Origin of the sequence: Olivibacter jilunii, from assembly GCF_900607235.1 — a bacterium.
Lineage (GTDB): Bacteria > Bacteroidota > Bacteroidia > Sphingobacteriales > Sphingobacteriaceae > Olivibacter > Olivibacter oleidegradans.
Genome location: NZ_LR027848.1, coordinates 592,299 through 614,761 on the forward strand (window position 1 = coordinate 592,299; position 22,463 = coordinate 614,761).

General features: G+C 40.1%; 19 protein-coding genes and 1 pseudogene. 10 read left to right on the forward strand and 10 right to left on the reverse strand.

Going from position 1 to position 22,463, the window contains the following annotated elements; all coding sequences use genetic code 11:
• Positions 1-250: 250 nt before the first annotated feature.
• Positions 251-1,759: pseudogene (gene amaB / locus E0E36_RS02575) on the forward strand (L-piperidine-6-carboxylate dehydrogenase).
• Between the two features lie 67 nt (positions 1,760-1,826).
• Positions 1,827-2,708: a bestrophin family protein gene (locus tag E0E36_RS02580; RefSeq protein ID WP_130854608.1), complete on the forward strand. Its 882-nt coding sequence runs from the start codon at positions 1,827-1,829 to the stop codon at positions 2,706-2,708.
• Here E0E36_RS02580 and E0E36_RS02585 read toward each other — a convergent pair.
• The 3 genes from E0E36_RS02585 to E0E36_RS02595 form a co-directional block, all read right to left on the reverse strand.
• The gene (locus tag E0E36_RS02585; protein ID WP_013664625.1) at positions 2,705-3,400 is read right to left on the reverse strand and encodes a response regulator transcription factor; all 696 of its coding nucleotides are present in this window, start codon (positions 3,398-3,400) and stop codon (positions 2,705-2,707) included. The genes E0E36_RS02580 and E0E36_RS02585 overlap by 4 nt on opposite strands.
• 11 nt (positions 3,401-3,411) lie before the next feature.
• On the reverse strand, positions 3,412-5,214 hold the full coding sequence (locus tag E0E36_RS02590) for a sensor histidine kinase (RefSeq protein WP_041387153.1): 1,803 nt from the start codon (positions 5,212-5,214) through the stop codon (positions 3,412-3,414).
• Positions 5,215-5,427: 213 nt separating this feature from the next.
• On the reverse strand, positions 5,428-5,793 hold the full coding sequence (locus tag E0E36_RS02595) for a DUF3127 domain-containing protein (protein ID WP_013664623.1): 366 nt from the start codon (positions 5,791-5,793) through the stop codon (positions 5,428-5,430).
• Between the two features lie 73 nt (positions 5,794-5,866).
• On the opposite strand from E0E36_RS02595, the gene E0E36_RS02600 reads away from it, so the two are divergent.
• Genes E0E36_RS02600 through E0E36_RS02610 form a run of 3 tightly spaced genes read left to right on the forward strand, consistent with a single transcriptional unit; the run spans position 5,867 to position 8,041 of the window.
• Entirely contained in the window at positions 5,867-7,042 is a 1,176-nt protein-coding gene (locus E0E36_RS02600; RefSeq protein WP_013664622.1) for a THUMP domain-containing class I SAM-dependent RNA methyltransferase, read from the forward strand.
• Positions 7,005-7,394, forward strand: coding sequence for a cupin domain-containing protein (locus tag E0E36_RS02605; protein ID WP_130854609.1), 390 nt, complete (start codon positions 7,005-7,007; stop codon positions 7,392-7,394). Before E0E36_RS02600 ends, E0E36_RS02605 begins: the two co-directional genes overlap by 38 nt.
• The gene (locus E0E36_RS02610) at positions 7,391-8,041 is read left to right on the forward strand and encodes an HD domain-containing protein (RefSeq protein ID WP_130854610.1); all 651 of its coding nucleotides are present in this window, start codon (positions 7,391-7,393) and stop codon (positions 8,039-8,041) included. Before E0E36_RS02605 ends, E0E36_RS02610 begins: the two co-directional genes overlap by 4 nt.
• Before the next feature lie 59 nt (positions 8,042-8,100).
• Here the strand turns inward: E0E36_RS02610 and rplS are convergent, their stop codons facing one another.
• The 4 genes from rplS to E0E36_RS02630 all read right to left on the reverse strand — a co-directional run bounded on the left by rplS (position 8,101) and on the right by E0E36_RS02630 (position 10,431).
• Positions 8,101-8,448 (reverse strand): 50S ribosomal protein L19, encoded by a 348-nt coding sequence (rplS, locus tag E0E36_RS02615; protein ID WP_013664619.1) that lies wholly within the window; start codon positions 8,446-8,448, stop codon positions 8,101-8,103.
• A 122-nt stretch (positions 8,449-8,570) separates the two neighbouring features.
• Entirely contained in the window at positions 8,571-9,248 is a 678-nt protein-coding gene (gene trmD / locus E0E36_RS02620) for a tRNA (guanosine(37)-N1)-methyltransferase TrmD (RefSeq protein ID WP_041388015.1), read from the reverse strand.
• A 5-nt stretch (positions 9,249-9,253) separates the two neighbouring features.
• Entirely contained in the window at positions 9,254-9,778 is a 525-nt protein-coding gene (rimM, locus tag E0E36_RS02625; RefSeq protein WP_130854611.1) for a ribosome maturation factor RimM, read from the reverse strand.
• Positions 9,779-9,900: 122 nt separating this feature from the next.
• The gene (locus E0E36_RS02630; RefSeq protein WP_013664616.1) at positions 9,901-10,431 is read right to left on the reverse strand and encodes a 30S ribosomal protein S16; all 531 of its coding nucleotides are present in this window, start codon (positions 10,429-10,431) and stop codon (positions 9,901-9,903) included.
• Between the two features lie 472 nt (positions 10,432-10,903).
• Here E0E36_RS02630 and E0E36_RS02635 point away from each other — a divergent pair, with 472 nt between their 5' ends.
• On the forward strand, positions 10,904-13,081 hold the full coding sequence (locus E0E36_RS02635; RefSeq protein WP_130854612.1) for a bifunctional alpha,alpha-trehalose-phosphate synthase (UDP-forming)/trehalose-phosphatase: 2,178 nt from the start codon (positions 10,904-10,906) through the stop codon (positions 13,079-13,081).
• A 5-nt stretch (positions 13,082-13,086) separates the two neighbouring features.
• Here E0E36_RS02635 and E0E36_RS02640 read toward each other — a convergent pair whose 3' ends face one another.
• The 3 genes from E0E36_RS02640 to mqnB form a co-directional block, all read right to left on the reverse strand.
• Positions 13,087-14,880, reverse strand: coding sequence for a glycoside hydrolase family 15 protein (locus tag E0E36_RS02640; RefSeq protein ID WP_130854613.1), 1,794 nt, complete (start codon positions 14,878-14,880; stop codon positions 13,087-13,089).
• Between the two features lie 75 nt (positions 14,881-14,955).
• Positions 14,956-15,813 carry a 1,4-dihydroxy-6-naphtoate synthase gene (locus E0E36_RS02645; protein ID WP_130854614.1) on the reverse strand — a complete coding sequence of 286 codons (858 nt, stop codon included), beginning with the start codon at positions 15,811-15,813 and terminating at the stop codon, positions 14,956-14,958.
• 106 nt (positions 15,814-15,919) lie between these two features.
• Complete coding sequence (gene mqnB, locus E0E36_RS02650; protein WP_130855140.1) at positions 15,920-16,534, reverse strand: futalosine hydrolase; 615 nt, start codon at positions 16,532-16,534, stop codon at positions 15,920-15,922.
• A 92-nt stretch (positions 16,535-16,626) separates the two neighbouring features.
• Here mqnB and E0E36_RS02655 point away from each other — a divergent pair, with 92 nt between their 5' ends.
• The 4 genes from E0E36_RS02655 (at position 16,627) to E0E36_RS02670 (ending at position 22,456) form a co-directional block, all read left to right on the forward strand.
• Positions 16,627-17,040 (forward strand): 6-pyruvoyl trahydropterin synthase family protein, encoded by a 414-nt coding sequence (locus E0E36_RS02655; protein ID WP_130854615.1) that lies wholly within the window; start codon positions 16,627-16,629, stop codon positions 17,038-17,040.
• 20 nt (positions 17,041-17,060) lie between these two features.
• Entirely contained in the window at positions 17,061-17,702 is a 642-nt protein-coding gene (folE, locus tag E0E36_RS02660; protein WP_041387150.1) for a GTP cyclohydrolase I FolE, read from the forward strand.
• 50 nt (positions 17,703-17,752) lie between these two features.
• Entirely contained in the window at positions 17,753-18,640 is an 888-nt protein-coding gene (gene fabD / locus E0E36_RS02665) for an ACP S-malonyltransferase (protein WP_130854616.1), read from the forward strand.
• Between the two features lie 93 nt (positions 18,641-18,733).
• The gene (locus E0E36_RS02670; RefSeq protein WP_130854617.1) at positions 18,734-22,456 is read left to right on the forward strand and encodes a sensor histidine kinase; all 3,723 of its coding nucleotides are present in this window, start codon (positions 18,734-18,736) and stop codon (positions 22,454-22,456) included.
• Positions 22,457-22,463 lie beyond the last annotated feature (7 nt).

The window sequence follows — 22,463 nt, forward strand, 5'->3', positions numbered from 1 at the left end:
TACTGTTAAAACTCTTATTCTAAGAATTTAGTTTTCCACAAACAAACAAATAAAAACCCAAGGCTTTGTCTCATAAGCTTTTACAATTTTGTTTTTTGAAGTACTTTGTTAATAACATTCACCAGCGGCAATCTCTTGGAGGATTAAACAACCCCTACTAACCTTTGTATCTATATATACAAATATACATATTTTTCCGGAATTTTACTTTAGGTTTGTATAGCATACATTCAATTGAAAAGGCATTTTTATGAAAGCGATTCATATTTCCTCGATTTTAGAACGACTTTATATTCAAAATGTTAGCGGCACCTCGCCTTCTATAACGAGTTTCTCCCCCGTGGATGGCAAAGCTATCGCTACTGTCCCGATAACCACTCGTGTAGATTATGAAACATTAGTCGGAAAGGCCGGCGTCGCTTTTTCACAGTGGAAACAGGTTCCTGCACCTAAAAGAGGGGAAATTGTCCGCCAGATTGGCGATGCGCTACGGCTTCATAAACAAGATCTTGGAAGGCTCGTTTCCTACGAAATGGGAAAAAGCCTACAAGAAGGTTTGGGAGAAGTGCAGGAAATGATTGACATTTGCGACTTTGCGGTTGGCTTGAGCCGGCAATTGTATGGATTAACGACCCAATCAGAACGTCCGGCTCATCGAATGTTCGAACAATGGCTTCCATTGGGTATCGTTGGCATTATTTCGGCCTTTAACTTCCCGGTTGCTGTTTGGAGCTGGAATGCCGCAATTGCGTGGGTTTGCGGCAATGTTTGTCTTTGGAAACCGTCTGAAAAAACGCCCATAACTGCTTTAGCCTGTCAAAAAATCGTATCTGAAATATTTAATAGGAATGACCTACCTCAAGAGATTTCTTGCCTTATTCAGGGTGACGCCGAGTTAGGTAAACAGATGGCATCAGATCCACGTATTCCGCTCCTTTCCGCAACGGGCTCAACACGTATGGGAAAATCGGTTGCCCAAGCTGTAGCTGCTCGGTTGGGTAGAACCATCCTTGAACTGGGCGGTAATAACGCTATCATTATTACACCGCATGCGGATACGAAAACCGCTTTATTAGCCAGTGTTTTTGGCGCTGTTGGAACCGCAGGGCAACGTTGCACCACCACTCGTAGACTAATCATTCATGAGTCCATTTATGAATCCTTTAAAGTCCAATTGGTTGATGCATACAAACAGTTAAAGATAGGAAATCCGCTGGACGAAGCGAATCATGTCGGCCCATTAATTGACGAGGCCGCTGTCAACTCCTATCTTGAAGCCATTAAACGATGTAAACAGGAGGGGGGTAAGTTCATTGTAGAAGGGGGCGTTTTGAAAGGAGACGGGTATCCTTCGCCTTGTTATGTTAAACCATGTATTGCGGAAGTTGAACCACATTACAAAATCGTTCAACAAGAAACCTTTGCCCCTATTTTATATGTGATGAAGTACAAAGATTTAGAAGAAGCAATCGCTATACAAAATAATGTTCCGCAGGGTCTTTCTTCCGCAATTATGACACTCAATTTACGAGAAGCAGAGCATTTTCTATCTGTTAACGGCTCCGATTGCGGCATTGCTAACGTCAATATCGGCACATCGGGCGCCGAAATTGGGGGTGCCTTTGGAGGTGAAAAAGAAACGGGTGGAGGATGAGAGTCCGGGTCTGACGCCTGGAAGGCTTATATGAGAAGACAGACCAATACCATCAACTATTCGGACAAGCTTCCATTGGCTCAAGGAATTACCTTTAATTTATAGCATTTACCATCCGATGAAATTTTAATCTTCTTTTTTTAGATTTACACGCACAATTTCATTTCTAGCAATGATTATTTACAATCCAAAAGACTGGCTGCATGCCGTTTTATCTTTTCACCGTTCTGAAACTATAAAAAAATTATATCCCTATCTTATTTTAATGGCGATTTATGCCTGGGCGATTGCTTATCTCGAAATAGAATACCTTAAATTGTCTGAGAAAAGCTGGCTGCGAAATATTCCTTCTATGCACAGTTTGCTTGGATTTGTCCTATCGATCTTACTGGTATTCAGAACGAACACAGCATATGATCGTTGGTGGGAGGGGAGAAAGTTATGGGGGCAGTTAACGAATAATAGCAGAAACCTTGCATTGCGAATTGAAAGTCTTTTGCCCGAGGGTGATAAGGGAAACCGAAGCTTCTATAAAAAGAGTATACCCTTATTTGCAAGCACACTTCGAGAGCATTTACAGTCCAGTCAAACACGTTTCATGTTAGACGAAAAAGATCACCCGGAGTTCAACCACCTAGATGAAAACAAGCATGGCCCTAATCAGGTGGCTGCTATGATCTTTAAAAGAACGGATACATTGTACAGAGAAGGCGTTATCAGTGGAGACCAATTAATAATATTAAATGCCGAGCTTTTGTCCTTTACGGATATATGTGGCGCCTGTGAACGAATAAAAAACACGCCGATACCCTTTACCTATACCTCTTTTATCAAAAAGTTTATTTCAATTTATGTACTAACCTTACCATATGGCTTTGTGTTTTCACTCGGATACTTTGTCGTACCGGCCGTTGTTTTTGCTTTTTATGTATTAACATCACTCGAGCTTATCGCCGAAGAAATTGAAGACCCTTTTGGCACGGATGTCAATGACTTACCCTTAGAAAAAATGGCAGATAATATCCGAAAACATGTTGGGGAGCTTATTCATTAGCCCACTAATAACTTATATCCTTTCCCGTGTACATTCACAATTTCTACCTTCGGGTCTTCTTTAAGGTATTTTCTAAGTTTACTTAAAAAGACGTCCATGCTACGACCATTAAAATAATTGTCGTCATGCCAAATTTTTATCAGGGCTTCTTCCCGTGTAAGCACGTCATTTTTCTTTAAACAGAGCATCCTTAAGAGCTCCGCCTCTTTAGTAGATAATTTCTGTTGTTGGCCATGGCGGCTAATCAATTGGGCTGTATAGTCGAAGTTATATTCCCCTAATTTGAATTTAACCGGAAGCTCCTCCTCAACACCCCTTTCCTGGAAGGAACTTCTTTTCAATAGGGCATTAATTCTCAATAACAATTCTTCTACTCGAAATGGTTTTGTAATATAATCGTCACCTCCTAAATTGAAGGCTTCAGTTTTATCCTCCATCATACCTTTAGCGGTAGCAAAAATGATGGGTACGCTTTCGTTCACTTTTCGAATTTCTTTCCCGAGTGAAAAGCCATCCTTTTTCGGCATCATCACATCTAAGATACACAGGTCGAACTCTTCTTTGCTAAAGGTGCGCAAAGCCTCCTCTCCATCCTGGCATAGTTTAACATCAAATTTACCCTTTAGTTCTAGGTAGTCCTTTAGTATTTCGCCCAAATTCGGGTCGTCTTCCGCTAATAAAATTTTCCGCATACCGTATGAGATTAGTTCTTTATAGTAGGTAAAATCAATTCGAACTCCGTTCCTTTATTCTTCTCACTTTTCACCTTTACCGTTCCCTTCATTCGTTTAATAATATCATGTACGTAGCTCAGTCCAAGACCGAAACCTTTAACATCATGTAGATTTCCGGTGGATACTCGATAGAATTGATCAAAAATTTTAGACAGTTGGTCCCTACTCATGCCGATACCCTTATCTGCTACGATAATATGGAGATGGTTACCGACATTTTTAGTTCTAATCGTAATTTCAGGAATATCCTTACTGTACTTTATAGCATTATCTATAAGGTTAAAGATAACATTCGATAAATGGAACTCATCACCATACAAAATGGGATTAGCCGCCTCAATTTGCATATCTACCTGTGCGTCCCGCTTTTTTAGCTGTAAATCCATGCTATCAACAACTGCCGCCACCAAATCATTAAGATTCAATTCCTGCTTATCAAGCTTCAGATCGCCTTTATCAATTTTGGCAATATTCAACACCCTTTCTATATGATTTCCTAGCCGGACATTTTCGTCATAAATAATGCTGGCAAGCTTGTCTACGCGTTTAGCGTCCGTAATAATTTCCGGATCCTTTAACGATTCGCTGGCAATCATAATAGTGGCAACGGGCGTTTTAAACTCATGTGTCATATTGTTTATGAAATCCGTTTTCATCTCCGAAATTTTCTTCTGTCGCAAGATGATAAAAATCGTATAAGTAAAACATCCGATCAAAACAAGCAGTAAAGCCGCCGACGACCCAAGCATGACGCCCATACTACCTAACAACAAAGAGGTCCTGCTCGGAAAATTAATTGCCAACTTTCCTGAAGACTTAATCATGCTATTTGGAAATAGAAGCGTGGCATAGGAGTTCTTTAGGTCAAAATTACCGTTAAAAGATGCCATCTGAAAAAGAACAGAATCATCGCTTCCCTCGGTTATCACCATATTAAAAGGAAGGTTTATCTTTCGATGCAACAGCTCTTCCTTTAGCTCTGCTTCGATATAGGAGGGGTTTATACGCTTCTTTAATGGCTGCTTTGCCAATTCAAAGTCATTTGCCAAATTTTCAATAACCGAAGTTGCCGGTTGCTGCGCATTCGACATATAAGAATCGAAGAACTGGGTGGCTTGCCGAATCTTCTCCTGTTCTTCATAGCGTTTAATCTGCTCATCTAATTGACGATCTCTTGGCGGAGGCAGCACCACGACAGCAAATTCATTGGCATAATCGTCCAAAATCACGTATCGTACACTATCGTCCTTGGCCTTTTTGGGATTGGTAACAGATCGCTCGGCATATATCTCCATGCTATTATTCTGATAAATACCTGATGCGCTCTGCTTCAGTGATACTTTTACCAATCTTTTCAACTTGGGATCACGCATATAGGTTTCATAGAACCAATTTGGTATAAGCGTAGCACTTGGAAACTGTCGTTTTAGCTCCGACTCCAATTCACGATATTCAGCTTCCATTTGGCGTTGGCGCCTGCGCATACGTTCAACAACGGCTTTTGTCTGCCACTCTTCCTCTATCTCCCGTTGCTGCTTTTCCCGAAGTTGTTTGTTACGAATATTTTTTGCTTCTTGAGCCTCTATAAAATCAATAGCTTCCTTTTTCTCTGCTTTCAGCACAACCGTATTTAATGCGGCATTAACGGCCTCATCAAACAATTGCGCTTTAAGATTATAAGATTGATGAATGAAATAATATTGCATCGCTATTACACCCAAAAGGGCAAATAGCATTAACCCGATAATCAGCCCTATACTTTTACGCCTCATATACACAAAAATACGCAAGCACTTGCTTTTCAGACGTCTTTTAACAATTTTTAACACACCAAGCTTGAGGCAAATGACCAAAACATGCCACGAAGTATTAAAAATTCCAGTATTTAAGAAACGTGTGAAGAACCTGTCTGATGTTTTTAATAGATATCTTAAAAAAAAGAGCAAGCTATAGAAGTAGCTTGCTCTTTTTTCTTAGAAAGACTTTTAGAAGGGTAGATCATCGTCGTCTCCAGGGGCAGAGGAGATGTCTACAGGCGGTACATACTGAGGGGTTGCGCCTGCACCTTCCGGTGCAACCTTATTAACCCGCCACGCAACCAAAGAATTAAAATAGGTTGTAACACCGTCCTTATTAGTCCACGGTCTCCCTCTTAAATTAAAAGAAACCTCTATATCTTCGCCAGGAGCCAGGTTATCAAAAAGATTAACCCGATCTTGCGTAGCTTCAAATCTTATATATTCTACAAACTGCGGATTTTCAGCATACTGAACGATCAGATCTCTTTTTTTAAAGGAATCCGTAACCTGCTGTACCGCACCAACTTCATGTACCTTGCCTTTTATTTCCATAACATTAAAACGATATAAATTGTAAAATTAAGGATTTTTGGCGACAATAATCAGTAACTTCGCACAATAAGCTATGCAAGTTTTCAACACTCCTCAAAAAGTTATCATTACCTGCAATAAAAGATTGTCACCTTATTTGCAGCAAGAAGTCAAAGCACTCGGTTTTTCCATTAAAAGAGCTTTTAGTACCGGCGTCGAAATCAGCGCAAGTATGAACGACTGTATTACGCTCAATCTCAATTTGTATTGTGCGAGTCAAGTGCTATATTCGATCAGCTCTTTCATAGCCGCTGATGCCGCTCAGCTTTACAGCGAAATAAAGAAAATTGCCTGGGAAGATTTGATCGACTTTAATGGATATTTTTCCGTTACATCTACCGTTAATAACGAAACGATTACAACCCCATTATTTGCCAACCTGAAGGTAAAGGACGCTATCGTTGATCGTATTAAAGAAAAGAAGGGTGTCCGCCCCAATTCGGGAGCGGAACTTAATAAAGCTGTTGTTCACCTCTTTTGGCAAGAAAGCAAGGCAGATCTATACTTAGATACTTCCGGTGAAACCTTAGCCAAACATGGCTATCGCAAGCATCCCGGGAAAGCCCCCATGTTAGAGGCCTTAGCCAGCGGCGTGTTGTTTGCTACGGAATGGGACAAAAAATCACCGTTTATTAATCCGATGTGCGGATCAGGGACACTAGCCATAGAAGCTGCGCTCCATGCAACCAACAGAAAACCTGGCCTATTTCGCATGAATTATGCTTTTATGCATTTCTTGGGCTATGATGAGCAGGTATTTTTCGCTGCAAGGAGAGCGCTAAAAGAAAAAATCATCAAACCAACGGATTTAAAAATCATTGCTTCCGATATTTCGCAAGAAGCCGTGGAAATAGCAAAGGCTAATGCCAAAACGGCCGGCGTAGATCAGCTAATCACATTCGAAGTTTGTGATTTTGCACAAACGACCGTGCCCTCTTCCTCCGGCGTTATTGTTTTTAATCCTGAGTACGGAGAACGTTTGGGTGTTCACACCAAACTCGAACAGACCTATAAACGCATGGGTGATTTTATGAAACAATCATGTAAAGGTTACAATGGTTTTATCTTTACAGGAAATCCCGACCTTGCGAAAAAAATTGGGCTTCATACCTATAAACGGGTAGAGTTCTACAATGGAAAATTAGATTGCCGCTTACTGGCATACGAACTTTATGATGGAAGTAGAAGAACCCATCCTGAACATGATTAAAGCGTATATACTGTATCCCGGTGCCGATGGCCACTCTCATTTTAAAGAGGTTTTCGTTCCCGACGATTTAATAACCGATGTTAGGCATCTACACTTCAAAGAAACCGCCGCTAAAGCATCTTATGATTGGCATACCGCGCCACGGACGCAATATGTAATCACTTTGAAGGGAAGTTTGGAGTTTACCACTTCTTTGGGAAAGACATTCATACTACAAACAGGGGAGGTTTTAATCGCGACAGATACCACTGGCAAAGGGCATAAGTGGAAGCTGATCGGTACCGATCCTTGGTTAAGGGCCTATGTTGCTTTTGAGGAGAACGAACCCATCAATTTTCAAGAACACTTATGACCAACGGCATTATATTAAAAACCAAAGAATTTGTTCAATCAAAACTAAAAACGGCTGAAACAGGTCACGATTGGTTTCATGTGGAACGTGTATGGAGAAACGCAAGGCTCATTTTAGAAAATGAAACAGCGAACATCATGGTTGTCGAGTTAGCGGCCTTATTGCATGATATAGCTGACAGCAAATTTCACGACGGCGATGAGGAATTAGGCCCCCGAATAGCCCGTTCCTTTTTAAGCTCCCTTCACCTTGAGGAGACGACGATTGCACATGTCTGCAACATTATTAAGAACATGTCCTTTAAAGCAAGCTTAGGGAAAATTGAATTTTGGTCAAAAGAATTAGAAATCGTTCAGGATGCAGATCGCTTGGATGCTATTGGTGCAATTGGTATCGCTCGTGCCTTTAATTATGGAGGGTACAAAAACAGAAGTATGTACGACCCGGCCATAAAACCAAAAGAGAACCAAAGCAAAGAGGAGTATAAAAATACAACCGCTCCAACGATTAATCATTTCTACGAAAAACTCCTGCTGCTAAAGGACAAAATGAACACGGAAACGGGAAAACGTTTGGCAGAATCACGGCATCAATATATGCTAGACTTTCTTCATCAATTTTTCAATGAATGGGAGGGAAAGCAATAAAAAAAGCCTCTTGTCATTAAGAGGCTTTTTTATTTCGTGCGCAGAATGAATCGCTCTGCTTATACTCTTTTCGATTTAATACGAGCGGCCTTACCGGTTAAGCTACGCAAATAGAATAGTTTTGCTCTACGTACTTTTCCGTATGTATCAACGACAATTTTATCAATATTAGGTGAGTTTACAGGGAAAATACGTTCAACACCAATGCCATTAGACATTTTACGAACCGTAAAGGTTTCATTTGATCCTGCCCCATTTCTTTGAATAACTACCCCTTTATATACCTGTATACGCTCTTTGTTACCTTCGCGAATTTTATAGTGAACGCTAACGGTATCACCAGCTTTAAATGCAGGAACTTCATTTTTTGCTACCGCCTGCTCTTCTACAAATTTTACTAAATCCATGATTTTAAGTAATTAACAACGATTTTTAACCCGTAAAAATCGGACTGCAATATTAGCTATTTTATTTTAAAATTAAAAACCTATTTTGCTTTTTTATTTTTACTTGCTTTTGCCTTTATCAACTATTCATCCAAGAGATCAGGCCTTCTTTCGCGTGTTCTTGCCAGCGACTGTTCATATCGCCAGTTATCGATTAATGATTGATTACCGCTCAACAGGATATCCGGAACTTTATGCCCACGCCATTCAGCAGGTCTGGTATAGACGGGTGCATCCAATAGTTCTCCCTGAAAGGAGTCAGAGAGCGCTGAAGTCTCATCCGATAGGACTCCGGGAATAAGGCGAGCAATTGCATCAACCAATACCGCAGCAGGTAATTCCCCGCCGGATAATACATAATCACCAATGGAAATTTCTTTCGTAACGTAGAGATCCCTTATTCGCTGATCAATCCCTTTGTAATGTCCACAAAGAATGATAAGGTTCTCGTGTAAAGCCAGCCCATTGGCAATCGTTTGATTTAAGCGTTCCCCATCGGGGCTCATAAATATGACCTCGTCATAATTCCTTTCCCTTTGAAGCTTCTCAATGCAAGCGGCAAAAGGCTCTATCTGCATAACCATTCCGCTTCCTCCTCCATAAGGATAATCATCTACACTTTTATGTTTATTGGTAGCATAATCACGTAGATTGTGAACATAAATCTCTACCAATCCTTTTTTTTGGGCCCGTTGCAGGATAGAATGAGCAAAAGGACTTTCCAAAAGCCCAGGAAGTACGGTTATGATATCAAAGCGCATAATTATCATTCATTGTAAACATCAACCAATCCCTCGGGTAGGTCGACATGCAAAACATGTTGTTCTTCATCTATTTTCACAATAAAATCATCATTCACCGGAAACATCAGCTCCTTAAACCGATAGTGAACCACCGCAATATCCTGTTGGGGATATTCATTGATCGCTATAATCTCTCCCAATTCGCCATGATGCTCATCATACACCAAATAACCTACAAGATCGGAGGTATAGAATTCATTTTCATCCCTTTCAGGCATTTTGCTTTTAGGCAGATATACAGACTTACGCAAAAGCTCTTTTGCCGCGTCTATATGTTCCACATCTTCAAAAAAGAAATATCCGGTTTTATTAGATTGGATTTTAAAAGACTCGACAAAAAAAGGAACGAGTTTTTTCTCGATCTCTAAAAATACCGTGTCGAAATCTAACTTTTTATAGTCGTCAAACGCAAAATATAGCTGGACTTCCCCCTTTAAACCCCTTGTTTTACTGATATAACCAATATAAAAACAATCCTCAATATGCATGACTCATTCCCTTTGTAAATGCTAATGGAATATGTACTCTCCTGAAAAATAGCTTGAAAAACAAAATGCCATTCTTAAGATGTTTCTTTAAGAATGGCACTTAATATTAATACGCTATTCTATTACTCAGCGCTTGTAGTTTCTTCGCTATCAGAAGCATTCTCCGGAGCCTCTTCAGAAGCAGGCTCTTCCACAGGAGCATTTTTAGCCGCTAATGCCGCTGCTCTCTCTTCTTTCTTTTTGGCTTCTGCTGCTAATGCTGCTTTTTTAACTTCCTCTTTTGATTTAGAAAGCGAGTCTTTCTTTCCTTCTATTTTCTCCTCTTTTCCTTTTAACCAATCTTGAAAGCGACTTTCAGCCGTTGCTTCATCAAAAGCACCTTTCTTTACACCGCCTAACAAATGCTTTTTGTAAAGCACGCCTTTGTAAGACAAAATAGCGCGCGCGGTATCTGTAGGTTGTGCCCCTTTCGTTAACCAGTCTAAAGCCTTGTCGAAATTTAGGTCTATTGTTGCGGGATTCGTATTTGGATTGTACGAACCTAACCGTTCAATAAATTTACCATCGCGAGGTGCACGTGAGTCTGCCACTACTACATGATAAAAAGGTTTTCCCTTTTTACCGAATCTTTGCAATCTTATTTTAGTTGCCATTTGAGATAATTTATGTATTCAACATATTTCCCGGAGCTATATACTGCGGGGCTGCAAAGATAAAAAAAATTCCTATTAAAAAATAAAAAACTACAGCAATTATTTGAAGCTCTTTAAACTTATATGTATTTTAACAGCAAATATACCCAAAACACAACGATGGCTACTACAAGTACCCGACCAAAACCTTTCTTCAATTTTTCCGGCATGCCTTTGTAATAAAAAGAGAAGAGGGCAACAAACAATATCAATAAAAATGGTAAAAGCTTTTTCATTATATTGATGTCAAACCTACGGTTTATTCTTATTGTTCTCACTATAAAAGATGCACTTTAACAGGTTTCGATTACGCTCCGTCCCTAAATAAATTTTGTTATATTTAACAACTTCGTAAAAAGCACACCAAAAATTGGCCCTTTTCCAAACTGTTGATCCGTTTATTGGTTAATAATCATAAAAAATTAAAAATATCGTGAACAAAACAATTATCGTTTCGAATAGATTACCTGTAAAGATTGTTGAAGAAAATAACGAATTGAGTTTTATTCCAAGTGAAGGAGGACTAGCTACCGGTTTGGGCTCTATTTATAAAGAGGGAAACAATATATGGATTGGATGGCCTGGAGTAGACGTTCAGGGAGAACGTGAACAACAGGAGGTTACGCAAAGACTAAAGTCGCTCAACTTAATTCCGGTTTTCTTAAATAAAGAAGAAATTAAGCGCTACTATGAAGGCTTTAGCAATGAAGTCCTTTGGCCTATATTTCATTACCTGTCTACGTATGCAAACTACAACTACCAAAATTGGTTAGCTTATGTTCAGGTGAACCAAAAATTTGCTGACATTATCCTACGCGAACTAAATCCCGGCGATACGGTATGGGTCCATGATTATCAGCTTTTGTTGGTACCAGGCTTAATCCGGCTGAAACAACCCGAAGTGTCCATTGCCTTTTTTAACCACATTCCTTTTCCTTCGCAGGAACTCTTTCGTTTAATACCTTGGCGAAAAGAACTATTGCGTGGGATGTTGGGGGCAGATCTACTCGGTTTCCATACCTTTGACGATGTTCGTCATTTCCTTAGCGCAGCTACACATTTGCTTCCCATCCATGCAGATGCAAATCGGCTGCGTGTAGAAAATCGTATTGTTCTGGCTGAACCTTTTCCAATGGGCATGGATAGTGAGAAATTTTCGCGATTAGGAAACGATCCGGAAGTATTAGCGCATATTCAGAATTTCAAGCAAAACTTTAATGGAAAAAAGATTATTCTATCCATCGACCGGTTAGATTACAGTAAGGGTATTATTCAACGATTAAATGCTTTTGAACTGTTACTTTCAAAAAACCCTGAATATATTGAGCAGGTTACTCTTTATATGATTGTGGTACCATCCCGCGACACCGTACCGCAATATAAACGATTAAAAGACGAGATTGACCGGCTTGTGGGCCACATTAATGCACGATTTAGAACATTCGAATGGCACCCGATTGCTTATTTTTATCATGGGTACCCAATTGAAATTATCTCTGCTTTATATAATGTTGCGGACGTATGCCTCGTCACGCCGATGCGTGATGGGATGAATTTAGTAAGCAAAGAATATGTTGCGAGCCGAAACGATAATACCGGCGTCTTAATTCTTAGTGAAATGGCGGGAGCATCAAAGGAACTTAACGATGCTTTACTGGTAAACCCAAACAATATTTCAGAAATTCGAAAGGCCTTGATAACCGCTTTAAATATGCCGAAAGCCGAAATGGAAGAAAGAATGAAAGCCATGCGAGCGGTCGTTTTCAAATTCAACATCAAACATTGGGTAAAGATTTTTATGAATCGTTTACAGGATGTCAAACAGATGCAAAAGAATTCGATGGCGAATTTAGTGAAAGCTTCTATTCGGCTTGCCATACAAGAAAGATATAAGGCAGCCCGTAATCGCCTGTTGTTATTTGACTACGATGGCACGCTTGTTGGCTTTAAAAAGGAAATTGACGAAGCTTCCCCCGACCTGGCCTTATATAATTTATTGGATGCTTTCGTTGCGGATAAAAAGAACACCTTGGTCATTATAAGCGGAAGAAAACACACCACGCTCGAACAATGGTTCGGAGCAAAAAGCTATACATTGATTGCCGAACACGGCGCTTGGAAAAAGAATAGCGTCGGCGATTGGGAGCAAGTTCCCGGACTATCCACTAACTGGAAAAGTGAAGTGCAAAAGTTGATGGAGGATTATACGGATAAAACACCAGGTTCCTTTATTGAGGAGAAAAGTTATTCGCTAGCCTGGCATTATCGCAAGGTACAGAAGGGACTAGGATCGCTTCGTGCAAACGAACTAATGGATAATCTTCAATACCACTTAAATGCCTACGGTCTTAAAATGCTTGATGGGGACAAAGTCGTAGAGGTGAAAAATGCAGACGTAAATAAAGGTCGGGCCACACTAAATCTTTTACATGACACCGATTACGATTTTATTCTAGCAATAGGTGATGATAGAACCGACGAGGACACTTTCAAAGCCCTGCCTGAAAAAGCGATTAGTATCAAGGTTGGTAGCAATGTGTCAGCAGCAAAGTATTATTTGGAAGATCAGGAAGAGGTCCGCGATTTGCTTACTTTCTTGGTAGAAACGTAACGGGATTAAGATCCCGTTACCAAAAATCGTGGTGTCCCTAATTTCACAGCAATTCTGTTAACGGCATTAATAAGCCCCACATGGCTATATGCCTGGGGGAAGTTTCCCCACTGATCGCCATTATTTGCATCAATATCTTCGCTAAACAGCAGCAGATGGTTTGCATAAGGCAACAGATTCTCGAAGGTTTCAATCGCATCTTGTGTCCTTCCTACAGAAGCCAGGGCCTCGACATACCAAAAGGCACAAATAAGAAAAGTCGATTTGGGTTTACCGAAATCATCGGCATGAAGATACCGATAGAAAAGACCATTTTCAGCTCGGAGCTCTCCTTCAAGCGCTCTTAAATGATCTCGGGCCTTTTGAGACGCCGGATCCAGATAATTCATGATAATAAGCTGCAACGTACTGGCATCCAGATGCCCACTACCTACCGCGTGCGTGTAAACTTTTCTTTGGGGATCATAACAATCTTCAATATGCTTTGAAGCCCGTAAAATCAATGCTTCTGCACGTTGTTCTAATTTTGGTTCCCGGATTTCCTTAGCAATCCGATAGGCAGCTTTAGCTCCTGCCCACTGAAAGAGATTCGTATAGCAATGGTAATTGGCAAAATTTCTAAATTCCCAAATTCCTGCATCCTTTTCGTCAATTGTTTGTTCTATTTTACCAATGATCATATCCAACCATACGGAGGAATGCCCTTTCTCTTTTCCTACAAAGCGCTTGTCTGTATACAGGGGCAGCAGTGATAATAAAACTTGGCCGTAAACATCGTTTTGCACGTGTTCATATGCTTGATTCCCTAACCGAACCGGCTTATTATCCATATAACCCGACAAATGACTCAGTTCCTCTTCGATTAATTCCTTTCGTCCCGTAATGCTATAAAGTGGTTGATACCGCCCTTCTTCATTAGCAGATATATTCGAAATAAATTCGGCATAATGTTCCATTTCTTCAAACTGACCGATACGAAGCAGTGAAGCCAACACATAATAGCTATCTCTTATCCAACAATATCGATAGTCCCAATTTCGTCCGCTGCCCGGCGACTCAGGCAAACTGGACGTGCTCGCGGCAATGAATGCACCGGTATCTTCATATTGATGAAGCTTCAAAGCCAATGCCGATCTAATAACCGCCTCCTGATAAAATGGAGGAATCGTGGTGTGTTTAATCCACGTACGCCAATAATTTATGGTTTGTCGCAGAAATGTTTCTGCCGTCTCCTCAAGAGGCGCTTCTAAGGGCTCTCCATAAGTTAATATTAAATACTTCGTGTCATGAAGTACAAAAGTACCTGGCTCAAAAAAATGGCTGATAGGAACATTCGTTGTTAACCGCATGTGATCGCTGCCGCCCGTAAACTCGACATGATTACTCCCTCTATGCCGGTCCTGCGCAGTCCTTCCATAATCGGTTACCGGATAACAACGCATGCGAACACGCGGCTCCCCACTAATACGCTCTACCTTCCTAATTAACATCAATGGCTTAAAATAGCGGTCATATTGTCTAAATCGAGGGGCAAAATCGGTTACTTTATAGGTCCCCTCTTCATTAGAAATTATCGTCTCCAGAATATTGGTATTTGGAATATACCGCTGCTCCGACTGGAACTTCCCATCGGGAAGAATTGAAAATTCACCGCCTTTTTCCTTATCAAGTTTACTGCCAAAAACAAAGGTGCTATCGAAGGCCGGCCAGCATAACCAAGAAATATTCGTATTTGTTTGTACATGCGCAATGTAGGCACAATTTCCTATTATTCCACTTTGATAGGTGTGTCTATTCATTCTTTAAGTATTTTCAGTTTTAGAACAACAAAAACATGTTTCTGTTTAGGCCAACGGATCAAAAGGCATTTTTTGCTAATTTAAGAACAAGTTTTTCCGGATCGCAGGTATTAAATTTAACTGGCGTGCTTTCTCAAACATAACCTGTACGGCCTTCCTGCCTTCTTGTCCCAAATTAAGCGAGTACTTGTTAACATACAATTCAATATGCTTATACATGACCTCCTCACTCATTTCCTGCGCATGTTGACGAATAAAATCAATGCCGGAATCCGGATGTGCAAAAGCATATTCTACACTTCTTTTTAGAATACGATTGACCTTCATTTTGATATCATTCGGTATATCTCTTCTTATTACGATTCCTCCCAATGGAATGGGACATCCGGCTTCTTTTTCCCAAAAATCGCCTAGATCGAGAACCTTATGCAGCCCTTTATCTTGATAAGTAAAACGATTTTCATGAATTATTAAACCAAGGTCGACCTGCTCTTTCAATAACGCTGGTTCTATTTCGGAAAAAACGAGTATCTCTTTGTTTTGAAGCTGAGGAAAGGCTAAACCAAGCAGAAAGTTCGCCGTTGTATACTTCCCCGGTATTGCAACTTTTAAATCCGATATAACTTGTTCGTCCCTTCCCTGAAGCACTTGCTGCACCAGCTCCTCCTTTTTGCAAATAAGCAAGGGGCCGACGCCGAAACCCAGAGCACTTCCTGCGTCCAGCAAGACGTATTTTTCAAGCGCATAAGCATAGGCATGAAAACTTAGCTTGCTAATATCAAGCGTGCCATCAAATGTTTTATGGTTTAAGGATTCTACATCCTCATAAAATACATCAAAAGTTAATCCCTCCGTATCAATTTTGTGATGGATCATAGCATCAAAAATAAAAGTATCGTTGGGACAGGGAGAAAATCCAAGTGTCAAATTCATTGCTTTTCTGTTTACGTTCTATCTCATGTGAACATCCATGGCAAAAGTAGCAGAACCCGCAGCATCTTTCTTGTTTAGAATGTCATTTTATCTCAAAAGATGCTGTTTAGTTAAAATAAGAGATGAGCCAATCATTTAGATTTTTGACAGCGAGCCCGATCTGCCAATTTTCCCGATTACGCCTTTCAACATAGTTGGATATGCTTCGTATCTGTATACAAGGTAGCATTATTTGCTCGCAGGCGTAATAGAACGCTGCCCCTTCCATACTTTCAACTTCCGCTTGTTGCCTTTCCAGTGCAAGCTTAATACTTTTATCATTTCCATGAACCCTGTTGACGGTTAGCCCGCTTACGCTTCTAAACCTTCCGATAAGATCTGCGGGGAAGCCCGGTATCGCCCGAAACGCAGCCTTCCCAAAACCCAGTTCATCTATCGATAAAAACTGCAGATCATCTTCTGCCCCCAATTCATAAAACAGGTCTTTTTCAATGAAAACGATGTCGCCAAGACCGATATCCCTTGAGAAAGACCCGCCAATCCCAACATTAATCGCAAAATCATAGCTTTTGTTATGTAAGGTCTTTCCCAAGGCAAAAGCGGTAGCAACCATGCCAACACCTGTTATTAAGATATCCGGTTTTTGCTCCTTCCCTTCTAGAGATTGAATAAAGGGCCCTATCTCTGCAGCGGTTGCTGCAACTATTAAACATTTGGTCATAAGTAATAGAAAGGCAATATAATGATTTTCATCCATCAAAATCCTAAAATGTTAAAATTATTAAGCTTATCTTTGCGGGCTAATAATTGATTATGATTTATATTACTCGTAGAGAGCGTTTTAGTGCAGCCCATAAATTATACCGCGACGATTGGAGCTTGGAAGAAAACGAAGCGACCTTCGGTAAATGTAGCAATCCTAACTGGCATGGTCATAACTATGAACTATTTGTTACCATCAAGGGCGAGATAGACCCCACCACCGGGTTTGTAATGGATTTACGAATCCTTAAGACTATTATTTTGCAACACGTTGTCGAAAAGCTAGACCACCGAAACGTAAACTTGGACGTGGATTTTATGCGTGGTAAAATGGCTTCTACCGAAGTTCTTGCCGTAGAGATCTTCAACCAGCTCAAAAGCCCTATTGAGACGGCAGGCGCACAACTGCATAGTATAAAACTTCAGGAAACCGAAAACAATTCGGTGGAATATTTTGGAAACTAATAATAATGAGGAACAATCCGATGAATATTAACAATAACGAAGCCCCTTTGGATGATGAGGAGCTTGATGGTTATGTAAAAATTGATCGTTATAACACCGATAAAATTGAGAGTATAGCCAACCACTACGAAGACATTCTATCTCAACTTGGCGAAAACCCAAAACGTCAGGGCCTATTAAAGACACCCGAGCGTATTGCTAAAGCCTTGCAATACCTAACCCATGGCTATGATATCGATCCTGCTGCCATCTTAAAAAGCGCTATGTTCGAAGAAGATTATAGCCAAATGGTGGTCGTAAAAGATATAGAAGTCTATTCAATGTGTGAACATCATCTTTTACCCTTCTTCGGAAAGGCACATATTGCCTATATTCCAAAGGGACACATTGTTGGTCTCAGTAAAATCCCGCGGGTAGTAGATGCTTTTGCCCGCCGCTTGCAGGTACAAGAAAGGCTTACCAATGAAATAAGGGATTGTATTCAAGAAACATTGAATCCGGCTGGAGTTGCGGTAGTAATCGAATGCAAGCACCTGTGCATGGCTATGCGAGGTATACAAAAACAGAACTCGGTTACCACTACTTCTGCGTTTACCGGAGAATTCGCCCATGAACGCACGAGAGCTGAGTTCTTGCGGCTGATAACCGCTAGTCTAGACTAATTTGCTTTATCTTTCTTTCCTTAATTATCCATTAAAACAATCATAAACGCATGAAGAAGGCCTATTTATTCCCTGGACAAGGAGCCCAATTTGTAGGAATGGGACGGGATCTTTACGAATACAAAGAAAATACCCGTAATCTATTTGAACAGGCAAATGAACTCTTGGGATTTCGTATTACGGATATAATGTTCGAAGGAACAGAAGACGATCTTAAAAAAACGAACGTTACACAACCCGCAATTTTTTTACATTCCGTTATTCTAGCTCAAGCACTCGGCGATCAATTTGATCCACAAATGGTAGCAGGACATTCATTGGGTGAGTTTTCAGCACTTGTGGCGGCCCAAGCGCTAAGCTTTGAAGATGGTCTTATCTTAGTATCCAAAAGGGCCAACGCCATGCAGAAAGCTTGCGAGATTCAGCCTTCGACCATGGCTGCTATTTTAGGCTTGGACGATTTTACGGTCGAAGATATTTGCCAGCGCGTTAGTGACGTCGTTGTTCCTGCCAATTATAATTGTCCCGGACAATTGGTAATTTCCGGAACGATTGCGGGAGTCGATAAAGCTTGTGAACTCTTATTGCAGGCGGGCGCAAAAAGAGCGTTGAAATTAAATGTCGGAGGCGCTTTTCATTCCCCATTAATGGAAACGGCACGCGCAGAATTGCAAGAAGCCATTGAAAAAGTGTCCATCAAAGAACCGATCTGTCCGATATATCAAAATATTGATGCCAAAGCTTATTCCGATCCTGCTAAAATTAAAGAAAATCTCATTGCGCAGTTAACCGGTGCCGTTAAGTGGACACAAACTATTGAACACATGTTAGCCGATGGGGCAACGTCTTTTACAGAAGTAGGTCCGGGAAATGTGTTACAGGGACTGGTAAAGAAGGTAAATAGGCAAGCAGAGACCGCCGCTGCTCAGCTCCCCTAAATTTACGGATACCGTATTCTTTCTACACCTCATACGTTTTCTTTATACGTATGAGGTTTTTTCATATTTTTACCAAAAGCAATACTTTTTACTTTGAATAACTCTTTAAAAATACGGGTATTACTTCTGGTACTAACACTCTGCTTTATTGGCACGGCACTAACTATTCATTTAACTTTCAGAAAGGAAGAAATTTTACGGATAGAGGCAAAACGGATCGAGCAGAACCTACATAAAAAGGAACTCTTCATAAAAGCTTTTCTTAAAGATAGTGCCAGTTTTAATGCGCTTAAAGACATTCAAAACAATGAGAAATTAACGGCGCACGTTGTTCAATATTTTGGGGAAAAGAAAAAAGTTCTGGTATATACCTATTCCAATAGCGAGCTGACCTTTTGGGGCTCCGATAAGATCGTGCCGCAATCAGATGCCGGATTACCCGAAGGAAGCTCATTAATTGTAGCAGATAATGGTTGGTATGAAGCGATTAAAAGATCAAAAGGTGGATTTTCTGTAGTTTGCCTAATTCCTATTAAATCGAAATATGCACTAAAAAACGATTATCTCAACGAGGACTTTTCACCGGATTTAATCCGTAGCCAGAATCTGACGATTGCCAATTACGACGATAATCCTGTATATAATATACGAAGTAGCGATGGGAAATACCTGTTTTCGGTGAAGCTGAAACAACAGACATACAATACGCTCTTCTCCAAGTTAGAGCTGGCGATGTGGCTTGCCGCTATGTTTTTTGCAACCGTTCTAATGAACAGCGTTTGCGCGTGGATGGCAGGTAAAGGAAAAGTAAAGTTGTCAGCCTTGGCCTTTCTCTCATTTTTTATCCTGACAAGATACCTCGATTTATCTAATGGTTTACTCGCAACTCACTTTTTTAACGAGATTTTTGATCCGAAATATTATGCCTCAAGCTTTGTTTTCCCCTCTTTAGGTGCCTTTTTATTGAATGTAATTGCCGGTGCCTGGTTTATGTGCTATATCTACAATTATCGATTTCAGCTTTTTGTAAAGAGGCCTTCTATCAATACTTTTTTAAAAGTAGTATTTTTTGTAATATCATCACTTCTTATTTATCTGATCAGTTCTCAAATTGTTCAGGTTTTTAGTGGGTTAATCGGAAATTCAAATATTCAATTCGATGTCACGAATGTTTTGAAACTCAATATTTTTAGCTGGCTGGGAATCTCTGCTTTATGCCTGGTTATACTCAACCTTTATTTACTGTTGGAAGTGTTGATGGCAGTTAGTTTAAGCTTTGATATTCACAAACGCCAATGGTTCACGTTGTCTTTTATAACACTTGTTGTTTACAGCGTTACTCTTCTTTTCATAAATGAACTGACCTTATCCTTCTTTCTTTTTAGCAGCATCATTTTACTGCGAGCCTTAACTTTCTTCAGCAAGAAAGATTTTAACTTGGTTGTATTCATTACCACCCTGCTGCTTTTTGCGTGGATTGCATCCTTAAATCAGACTAAGTTTATTAATGATAAAGAACTGGAAACCCAGAAATTAATCTTGCAGCGCTTGGAGTCGGCAGACGACCCGGATGCTGTATTTATTTTTTACAGCATAGAAAATACGGTTGCGAAAGATCATTATCTAATAAACTATTTCTCACAACCTCAAAAGTATAATGTTCATGTGCTGAACGATTACATCAAACAAACCTATTTCAGCGGTTACCTTTCTCGCTACGAATTTAACATATATGAACTGAAAAAAGGTTTCACCAATGAGGTTAAGAATGTTCAAAAATTAGCTTATTACAAAAAAAAGGTGGAATCTGGTTCCATCAAGGTTTCGGAATATTTTTATCGCATTAACAACAATTTCGGAAGCCTTTTATATTTTGGTCTAATCCCGGTTATTGCCGATGGAAAAGAAGTGGGCACTACATTAATTGAATTGACAAGTAAGGCCTTCGAGCGTTATGCATCCTTTCCTGAAATCCTGAGTAATGGTCGACTTAATAAGCAAGAAAATCTAGAGCAATATTCCTTTGCCCTTTACCGGAACGGAAAGTTGCTCAATCAGTTCGGGGATCATCTTTTTCCTGCAAACGATCGTGATTATCCAAAAGAACGTTTTCAATTTATTCGGGTAAACACGGTAAATGGGGGAGGGGAACTCATGTATCGACCAAATGAGCATATATTAATGGTATTAAGCAAAGATCGGCAAGGCCTTTGGATGCAATTAGCCTCCTTGTCCTTTTTATTCCTTGTACTTCTGGTTTTTGCGGTTACGGTCTATGCCTCACAATGGTTGATTATAACTTTTAAAAATTATGATTTCAGTTTTCGAACAGTAAGGCGCTCTTTTTGGATAACACAAAACAAGATCCTGTATCGGACACGTATACAAGCTTTTGTTGTTTCGGCTGTTGTAATTACCTTGATTATCGCCGGTGTTATTACCTTCTTCAGTGTAAGTAATCAATATGCACACCAACAGGAAATAAATACAGTTAAACGCATTAATCAAATGGTTTCCGGTTTAGAAACCATTACATCCGGGCTGGAATCTTCCGCCTTTAAAAATACCGAAGCCAAAAATCCCGAAATTGAAAAAGAACTTTACAATACCGCAACTTCAAACGCAACCGATATCAGTCTTTACAATACAGAAGGTGTTTTATTTTATACTACCCAAAGTAAGATTTACGACCTGGGCTTAACGTCAAAACACATGAACGCCAAAGCTTGGTTGCATATGTCTAAATTCCGGCGATCTGAATATTTCCATAAGGAAGCGATCGGCAATTTAGAATACCCGGTTGCTTATGCCCCTATAAAAAATGATCAGGACGAAACGATTGCTTATTTAAGCCTTCCTTATTTTTCTGACGAAAAGGAATTTGCGGATCGGATAGGGATGTTGCTAAGTACGCTGATAAATATATACGCACTGGTAATAGTCGCTTTAGGTTTATTTGCCGTGTTTATTGCTAACCGGATTACCTCGCCTTTAAGCCTAGTTCAGAGAAGTTTAGCAAAAACTTCTATCGGAAAAACAAATGAGCCCATTTTCTGGAAAAGAAACGATGAAATCGGCTCCTTAATCAAAGAATATAACAACATGATTGCGGCTTTGGAAATAAGCGCTAACAGAATAGCGCAATCTGAAAGGGAGTCTGCTTGGAGGGAGATGGCTAAGCAGGTGGCTCACGAGATAAAAAACCCGCTAACGCCTTTAAAACTCGGTGTGCAATTACTAGAACGCTCGTGGAAGGAAAATGATCCTAATTTTGACCAAAAATTCAAGCGCTTTAGTAAATCGTTCATTGAGCAGATCGATAGTTTATCCACTATTGCCTCCGAATTTTCAAATTTTGCGAAAATGCCCGACACACAGCTTGAAGACGTGGATATTATCGATACAATAGAAAAAATAATACCGATCTACAACAACACCGCCGCCGTTGAGATTTCTTTCAGCAACCAGGCAGAGGGATCTGTGATGGTAAGAGGAGACAAAGACCAACTCCGAAGATCCTTTAGCAACCTCATTAAAAACGCGATAGAAGCAAAGGCTGGCCGCGGAAAATGCTTAATCCATATCTCTGTGAAAAGAAATAAAAGCTTGCTGATTATCGCCATTAAAGATAATGGAAATGGAATAGATGAACAGGTTCGAGATCGCATATTCCAGCCAAATTTCACGACCAAAAGCTCCGGTACCGGACTGGGTTTAGCTTTCGTAAAACAAACCGTTGAAAGTATGAAAGGCTCGATCAGCTATTCAACAGAAATCGGTAAAGGAACGACCTTTTTTATAGAAATACCACTCTGAGCTTTCC

Bases quoted from the DNA above. Each gene is read 5' to 3' on its own strand.
- E0E36_RS02580 (WP_130854608.1), top strand. From the start codon at position 1,827: ATGATTATTTACAATCCAAAAGACTGGCTGCATGCCGTTTTATCTTTT.
- E0E36_RS02585 (WP_013664625.1), bottom strand. From the start codon at position 3,400: ATGCGGAAAATTTTATTAGCGGAAGACGACCCGAATTTGGGCGAAATA.
- E0E36_RS02590 (WP_041387153.1), bottom strand. From the start codon at position 5,214: ATGAGGCGTAAAAGTATAGGGCTGATTATCGGGTTAATGCTATTTGCC.
- E0E36_RS02595 (WP_013664623.1), bottom strand. From the start codon at position 5,793: ATGGAAATAAAAGGCAAGGTACATGAAGTTGGTGCGGTACAGCAGGTT.
- E0E36_RS02600 (WP_013664622.1), top strand. From the start codon at position 5,867: ATGCAAGTTTTCAACACTCCTCAAAAAGTTATCATTACCTGCAATAAA.
- E0E36_RS02605 (WP_130854609.1), top strand. From the start codon at position 7,005: ATGATGGAAGTAGAAGAACCCATCCTGAACATGATTAAAGCGTATATA.
- E0E36_RS02610 (WP_130854610.1), top strand. From the start codon at position 7,391: ATGACCAACGGCATTATATTAAAAACCAAAGAATTTGTTCAATCAAAA.
- rplS (WP_013664619.1), bottom strand. From the start codon at position 8,448: ATGGATTTAGTAAAATTTGTAGAAGAGCAGGCGGTAGCAAAAAATGAA.
- trmD (WP_041388015.1), bottom strand. From the start codon at position 9,248: ATGCGCTTTGATATCATAACCGTACTTCCTGGGCTTTTGGAAAGTCCT.
- rimM (WP_130854611.1), bottom strand. From the start codon at position 9,778: ATGCATATTGAGGATTGTTTTTATATTGGTTATATCAGTAAAACAAGG.
- E0E36_RS02630 (WP_013664616.1), bottom strand. From the start codon at position 10,431: ATGGCAACTAAAATAAGATTGCAAAGATTCGGTAAAAAGGGAAAACCT.
- E0E36_RS02640 (WP_130854613.1), bottom strand. From the start codon at position 14,880: ATGAATAGACACACCTATCAAAGTGGAATAATAGGAAATTGTGCCTAC.
- E0E36_RS02645 (WP_130854614.1), bottom strand. From the start codon at position 15,813: ATGAATTTGACACTTGGATTTTCTCCCTGTCCCAACGATACTTTTATT.
- mqnB (WP_130855140.1), bottom strand. From the start codon at position 16,534: ATGACCAAATGTTTAATAGTTGCAGCAACCGCTGCAGAGATAGGGCCC.
- E0E36_RS02655 (WP_130854615.1), top strand. From the start codon at position 16,627: ATGATTTATATTACTCGTAGAGAGCGTTTTAGTGCAGCCCATAAATTA.
- folE (WP_041387150.1), top strand. From the start codon at position 17,061: ATGAATATTAACAATAACGAAGCCCCTTTGGATGATGAGGAGCTTGAT.
- fabD (WP_130854616.1), top strand. From the start codon at position 17,753: ATGAAGAAGGCCTATTTATTCCCTGGACAAGGAGCCCAATTTGTAGGA.